Annotated in this window: 3 protein-coding genes and 1 pseudogene; 2 read left to right on the top strand and 2 right to left on the bottom strand. The window is 68.0% G+C overall.

The features are described from left to right. Together rpsA and coaE are read left to right on the top strand one after the other, a co-directional pair. Nucleotides 1-290, top strand: a pseudogene (rpsA, locus tag AC2VON_RS10555) (30S ribosomal protein S1); the annotation flags it as partial. Between the two features lie 26 nt (nt 291-316). After that, nucleotides 317-1,528 carry a dephospho-CoA kinase gene (gene coaE, locus AC2VON_RS10560; RefSeq protein WP_486952910.1) on the top strand — a complete coding sequence of 404 codons (1,212 nt, stop codon included), beginning with the start codon at nt 317-319 and terminating at the stop codon, nt 1,526-1,528. A 214-nt stretch (nt 1,529-1,742) separates the two neighbouring features. Here the strand turns inward: coaE and AC2VON_RS10565 are convergent, their stop codons facing one another. Beyond that, entirely contained in the window at nt 1,743-3,707 is a 1,965-nt protein-coding gene (locus AC2VON_RS10565; RefSeq protein ID WP_486952912.1) for a PecA family PE domain-processing aspartic protease, read from the bottom strand. 39 nt (nt 3,708-3,746) lie between these two features. After that, nucleotides 3,747-4,024, bottom strand: a 278-nt coding sequence (locus AC2VON_RS10570) for a transposase (RefSeq protein WP_486952911.1), incomplete at its 5' end; no start/stop codon positions are given.

Below are 4,024 nucleotides of genomic sequence, written 5' to 3' on the forward strand. Positions count from 1 at the left end.
GCAACTACATCTTCCCCGAGGGCTTCGACTCGGAGACCAACGAGTGGCTGGACGGCTTCGAAACCCAGCGCGCCGAATGGGAGGCCCGCTACGCCGAGGCCGAACGCCGGCACACGATGCACACCGCGCAGATGGAGAAGTTCGCCGCCGCCCAATCGGCAGATGCCGCAGGTGCCGACCGGTCCGCTTCGCCGGCCAACGGGTCGCTCCGGGCAGAGTCGGCGGGCGGCTCGCTGGCCAGCGACGAGCAGCTCGCGGCCCTACGGGAGAAGCTCGCCGGCAGCGCCTAGCGGCCGGAGTTGTCCAGGGTGGGCCGGTGCTGCGGATCGGGCTGACCGGCGGCATCGGCGCCGGAAAGTCGACAGTGGCGGCCGCCTTCAGGGAGTGCGGCGGCATCGTCGTCGACGGCGACGTGATCGCCCGTGAGGTCGTCGAACCGGGCACCGACGGCCTGGCAGCGCTGATCGCGGCGTTCGGATCGGAGATCCTGTTGCCCGATGGGTCGCTGGACCGCTCGGCGCTGGCTGAGGTCGCGTTCAGCGACGAAGAGAAACGCGCGACGTTGAACGCGATCGTGCATCCGCTGGTGGCCCGCCGGCGTAGCGAATTGATCGCGGCGGCGTCGGAGGATGCGGTCGTCGTCGAGGACATCCCACTACTGGTCGAGTCGCAGATGGCGCCGCTTTTCCCGCTGGTCGTCGTCGTGCACGCGGATTTAGAGGTTCGGGTGAGGCGACTCGTGCAGTCCCGCGGCATGGCCGAGGCCGGCGTCCGTGCCCGCATCGCCGCCCAGGCCAGCGAAGAGCAGCGGCGTGCGGTTGCCGATGTCTGGCTGGATAACTCGGGCTCGCCGGGGGAGCTCATCGAGCGAGTTCGCGAGCTGTGGCGGCGACGCATCCTGCCGTTCGCGCAGAATCTTCAGGAGCGGCGGCCCGCGCCGTCGCCGACGCAGCTGGTGCCGGCCGACCCGACCTGGCCCGAGCAGGCGGGGCGTATCGTCGCCCGGATTAAGGCCGCGTGCGGACACCGAGCGGTGCGGGTCGACCACATCGGATCGACGGCGGTGCCGGGGATGGATGCCAGGAACGTCATCGGCATCCAGGTAAGCGTGAAATCGATGGCCCTCGCCGACGAATGTAGCGACGGGCTACTAGCTGTCGGTTACCCCCGTGTCGAACGGATTACCGCGGACGTCCCGCAAACGGACGCTCGCAGCACCGTCGGCTCGTTCGAGCACTCCGACGAGCCGGCGCTGTGGCAGAAGAGGTTTCATGCGTCGGCCGATCCGGGACGGCCGACGAACGTCCATATCCGGGTCGCCGGCTGGCCCAATCAGCAGTTTGCCCTGTTGTTCATCGACTGGCTGGGGGCCAATCCCGAGGCGCGCGAAGACTACCTCGCCGTCAAACGCCGCGCCGAACAGGCGGCGGCCGGGATCGCGCGGTACGCCGAGGCCGAGGAGCCGTGGTTTGCCGACGCCTACCGTCGGGCCTGGGCGTGGGCCGACTTGGTCAACTGGAGTCCCTAGTGTGCTGCGCCGTTAATCCGTCACATAATTGTAACCGCTGGTTGCTGGTGTCGCTGCACAGCGAGACATCTTGGCGTGTGCGATGATTCAGCTATGGCATCGCGCGGGAGACCGAAGGCCGAGCTGGTGTTGACTGACGAGGAGCACACGTCTAGTCGACCACATGAGCTTGTCATCCGCACCGGATAGAGGGCGGCCCGGCGAGCACGGCGGGTTAGGTGCCGAAGTACATCGTCCCGGTGCCGGCGGGACTGTAGGAGAGGTAAATCGGGTCTTCCAGGAACGGGGTGATGCCGCTGTTGAAGTCGCCACCGGCCGCGCTCGACACGACCGACATCTGCTCGAAGCCCACGGTTGTCGTGTACAGCACAGTGCCGCTGCTGTTCTCGACGGTGACGGTCGTTCCCGAATCCACGTAGCCGCCGCTGATAGGGGCGTTAAGACGGGTCGGCATGTCGCCGTACAGGCCGCCGGAATCGATGAACGCATCCTGTGCCGGCACCGGGGGCCCGCCATCGATACTGATCTCCAGCGTGCTAACCGGCGCACCCGTCGTGTACGGGGTCGAGGGCGACGGCGTGACGACTCCGAATGTCATGGTCCCGGCGGGCTCGTCGAGCAGCACACCCTGGCTGAGGCTGCCTGGCAAATATTGCACCGGGCTAGCGCCCACCATCGGTCCGCCATCGTCGACCCCGATCCCCAAGATGGCAGGTGCTTGCGAGGCCGGATAAGAGCTGCCGCTGTCGGTCATCGTCTGCACGACGGCGATGGGGGTGTTCGACGAGGTGGAAATTCCGTTGTCGAAGTGCACTGTCCCGTCGTAGACCTTGTAGGTTTCGGTCAGGTAGTTCCCGCCGTCGCCGTAGGTCACGGTGCCCGTCTGCCCGGTGTAGGTGAGGCTGGATGTGTTGACGTCCTGGGGCGGCAGTACCAGGCCGGTGGATCCGGTGTCGACTATCACCTGATCGGTGGGTCCGTTGCTGCCGACCGAGAGGGTCGTGACCAGGCGCTCATCTGACAGCGTCAATGTCACCGAGTCCGTCGGGGTCGGACCGGGCGGCCCGGTCGAGCCGGTCTGCCCGGTTGGTCCGGTCTCGCCGTCGGCACCGAGGTGGCGGCCGGTGCCGCCGGCACCGGCGGCACCACCGTGGCCGGCGGCACCACCAGACCCACCGAGCGCCCCGACGCCGCCGCTGCCGCCCGCCCCGCCATTGCCGCCCGCCCCGCCGTCGCCGCCGGCGCCGCCGGTGCCGAGGAACCCACCTGTGCCGCCGTTGCCGCCGGCACCGCCGGCGCCGCCATCGCCGCCGGTACCGCCGGTCGCACCAGCTGTGGTCTCGTCGACGCCGGTCGTGCCGTCCGAGCCGGCCCCGCCGTGACCACCATCACCGCCGTTGCCGAAGAAGTCCAGTGCCCCGACATCACCGCCGGCGCCACCGGCACCGCCAGCACCGCCGGTAGTGCCCGGTGTCGCGTCGGCGGGCAGAACAGCCGCGGCGCCGCCGTCGCCGCCGGCGCCGCCGTCGCCGTAGAACACCCCGCTGGCACCGCCGTCGCCGCCGCCGCCGCCGAACAGGCCGGCCCCGCCGTTGCCGCCGTTGCCGAACAAACCCGCGCTGCCGCCCTCACCACCGGCCTCAGGGGCCCCGGAGGGGTCATCGGCAGAGGTCCAGCTAAAGCCGTTACCGCCGTTTCCGAAGAGCACCCCGCCGCCTTGACCATCAGGGCTGGCTTCGGTGCCCGGCGCGCCGTTGCAAATCAAGCCACACGCACCCGCCGAAGGATCGGCCGCCGCCCCCGGCGTGAACAGTGAGTTGACCAAGCTGTCAACCTGCTGACCCAGCGGAGTGTTGATCCAGTTGGCCACAAGCCAGCTGTTGATGTCCTGCATAAAAGGCGCGAATGATGGATCAAGCATCGACAGATCCCCGGCAAGGGTGCCCAAACCGCTTGCGGAGCCCGCACCCGCGGCCGCACCCGCACCGTCGGCCACGCTGCCGAACACGTCAGCAACCAGTTCGTCGATCCCGAATTCGTCGGCCTTCGCAGGCGGTGAGTTACTCAGCGTCAGCGGCCCCATGCTGAAGGTCAACAATGTGCTGACCGCGCCGCCAAGGCCTAACGCACCCCGGCGGCGACGACGCTTGTCGGTGTCCGGGACGGGGATCTCTGGCATGGCGTTCACGCGTTCATCCTAGTGACTTGCGCCGTTAATTCATTTGATTAAGCGTCCGAGGGATTCGAGGATCTGTTCGGCGGTCTTGGTCCATACGAACGGTTTTGGGTTCTCGTTCCAGGCTCTGGCCCAGGCGCGGATGTCTTTTTCCAGGGCTTGCACGCTGCGGTGATCGCCGCGTTCGAGCATTTGGCGGGTCAGTTCGGCGAACCACCGTTCCACCTGGTTGATCCAGCTGGAATAGGTTGGCGTGTAGTGCATGTGGAAGCGTGGGTGGTTGTCCAGCCAGGTCGCCACGGTGGGTGCCTTGTGGGTGC

This window comes from Mycobacterium sp. TH-M82, assembly GCF_057473605.1.

What these genes read in the sequence shown, in the direction of transcription:
- AC2VON_RS10565 (WP_486952912.1), bottom strand. Translation starts at nt 3,707, where the DNA reads ATGCCAGAGATCCCCGTCCCGGACACCGACAAGCGTCGTCGCCGCCGG.